This window comes from Vibrio sp. 10N.222.46.A1 (assembly GCF_041473595.1).
GTDB lineage: Bacteria > Pseudomonadota > Gammaproteobacteria > Enterobacterales > Vibrionaceae > Vibrio > Vibrio tasmaniensis_A.
This window is the reverse complement of record NZ_JBFRSN010000972.1, coordinates 1-2,166: the sequence shown is the minus strand read 5'-3', so window position 1 is coordinate 2,166 and position 2,166 is coordinate 1. Positions and strand designations below refer to the sequence as shown.

Annotated in this window: 3 protein-coding genes and 1 pseudogene; 2 read left to right on the top strand and 2 right to left on the bottom strand. The window is 44.1% G+C overall.

Going from position 1 to position 2,166, the window contains the following annotated elements:
* Positions 1 to 590 (bottom strand): annotated as a pseudogene (locus AB4496_RS22695) (folate-binding protein YgfZ); the annotation flags it as partial.
* Positions 591 to 757: 167 nt separating this feature from the next.
* Between AB4496_RS22695 and AB4496_RS22690 the strand changes: the two are divergent.
* Both AB4496_RS22690 and AB4496_RS22685 read left to right on the top strand, forming a co-directional pair.
* Positions 758 to 1,018 carry a succinate dehydrogenase assembly factor 2 gene (locus AB4496_RS22690; protein WP_004735374.1) on the top strand — a complete coding sequence of 87 codons (261 nt, stop codon included), beginning with the start codon at positions 758 to 760 and terminating at the stop codon, positions 1,016 to 1,018.
* Complete coding sequence (locus tag AB4496_RS22685) at positions 966 to 1,406, top strand: protein YgfX (protein WP_332251964.1); 441 nt, start codon at positions 966 to 968, stop codon at positions 1,404 to 1,406. The genes AB4496_RS22690 and AB4496_RS22685 overlap by 53 nt, the downstream gene beginning before the upstream one ends.
* A gap of 65 nt (positions 1,407 to 1,471) precedes the next feature.
* Here the strand turns inward: AB4496_RS22685 and AB4496_RS22680 are convergent.
* Positions 1,472 to 2,166, bottom strand: a 695-nt coding sequence (locus tag AB4496_RS22680; protein ID WP_372132056.1) for an FAD-binding protein, incomplete at its 5' end; no start/stop codon positions are given.

Sequence of the window (2,166 nt, the reverse complement as noted above, 5' to 3'; positions counted from 1 at the left end):
GCTTTCGATAGGTTCGGCTGAGCATCAAGAATTTCATGATACTGCCAAAGCGCTTCTGATACTTTTTCTGCAGTGCTGCTTGATACCAAGGCTTCTGCTGCTTCTTGCGTAACAAGTAGAGCCCAACGGTTGTCAGAGACTTGAACAGCGGTGCCACCAGAGATTACACGCACTTTACCTTGGCTTTCTGAAATTGAGTCAATGTATTGATCAGCTGACGCGCCCATCACACCGATAACAACGTCAGACGTTTGCTCGATATCAACCTTAGAGAATACGGCGTATTTTTTAATTTCAACTAATTCGATTTCAATTGCAGACTTAGGCTGCATAAGAGCGTAGCCACCATTGTGGTGGAACAAACGAAAGATACTCCAAACCTTTCCTTTCGCATCACAATGCGCGCCTAACGTGGATTCATCATTAGGAAGAGTGACGACATCGCACGTTACTTGACCTTGTAGGTACGACTTTTTGTCATCGCCTATCATGGTAATTGCGCTCCAATCTGACACGTGTGTCATCATCAGTTCTGGAAGCGATTCATTTTGCGTATGAGCGAGCGGCTGAAATGTGTTTTTCCAATCCATTTTATCTTTCCTAAGAATTTTATTTGGCTCTATGTTAATCCGGTTCTGTTTCTTTGTCAGCTTAGGTTTTTTTGTGAGCTTAGATAGGGACTGTGACTCACATAGTAGTTGCAGAGCGTATGACTTGTTACACTCCGAGAAAGAAAAATTATAGGTGAGGATAGCCAATGTACACTGCAGAGCAGAAAGCACGAATTAAATGGGGTTGCCGTCGTGGCATGTTGGAACTTGACGTAGTTATCATGCCATTTTTCGAAGAGTGTTTTGATTCATTGCAAGAGCAGGAGCAGCGTGAGTTTGTTTCTCTATTAGAGTGTGATGACCCAGACCTGTTTACTTGGGTAATGGGACACGGACGCAGTGAAAACCTAGGCCATGCTTCAATGGTTGATAAAATTGTCGCGCATAACCTCAGCAAGGTTCGTTAAGCTTCAGCTTAACCCTTCGTATTCCGCATTATTTGCAAAAGGCACTGTTTTTGGGTGCCTTTTGTTTTTCATCGTTTTCTCTTCTATTCCACTCGCTGTTGCCCTCTATTGTTTAGCTTTAGTGTTCAGTTTGTTTAAAGCCAATCATGTAATCTTGAATACAGCACATGGGTGCTTTGACTATAAAGAAGATGGCGAGTTCCGACTCAATGAGCAAGCCTACACACTTAAGTCCGTTGATAAGATCTGGGCGCAGTTCTTCGTTAAATTGCAGTTTGAGTGCGGATATTCAGTCTTGTTGTGGCGAGATAGTTGCAATGAACGTGAATATCGACACTTCTTGGCACATTTACAACGAGTCCGTTTGATAAACGAAAGCATTGGATAAACAAGAACCAAAGATAAAAGAAAGGGAGCTCTAGGCTCCCTGTCGTCTTTTTCCATGACCAAAAATTAAGACTGGCTTTTCTCTGGTGTCAGAATGGTTGGGCCGCTGTCTTCAGCAAGTTCTGGGTAATCCAGCGTGTAGTGTAGGCCGCGGCTCTCTTTACGTTGCATTGCACAGCGAACCATCAACTCAGCGACTTGTAGTAAGTTACGCAGTTCTAATAGGTTATTTGAAACCTTAAAGTAGCTGTAGTACTCATGAGTTTCCTGCTGCAACATCTGAATGCGGCGCATTGCACGTTCAAGGCGTTTGTCCGTTCGAACAATACCCATGTAATCCCACATGAACAGTCTTAGCTCGTGCCAGTTGTGTTGAATGATCACTTCTTCATCACTGTTGGTGACTTGGCTTTCATCCCATGCCGGAAGTTCAGCGCACAGTTGAGATTGATCGATGTTTTCAACGATATCTTTTGCGGCTGCCCACGCGTATACCACACACTCAAGCAGTGAGTTTGAAGCCATACGGTTTGCACCGTGCAAGCCGGTATAACTCACTTCGCCAATCGCATATAGGTTAGTGAGGTCAGTTTGACCTTGCTTATTCACCATCACACCACCACAAGTGTAGTGAGCAGCCGGTACGATTGGAATCGGTTCTTTGGTCATATCAATCCCCAAATCCATCAAGCGAGTATGGATCATTGGGAAATGCGTCGTGATGAATTCTTCAGGCTTGTGGCTGATATCAACATACATGC

Excerpts from the sequence above, each read along its gene's own strand:
- AB4496_RS22685 (WP_332251964.1), top strand. The coding sequence starts at position 966 with ATGCTTCAATGGTTGATAAAATTGTCGCGCATAACCTCAGCAAGGTTC.
- AB4496_RS22690 (WP_004735374.1), top strand. The coding sequence starts at position 758 with ATGTACACTGCAGAGCAGAAAGCACGAATTAAATGGGGTTGCCGTCGT.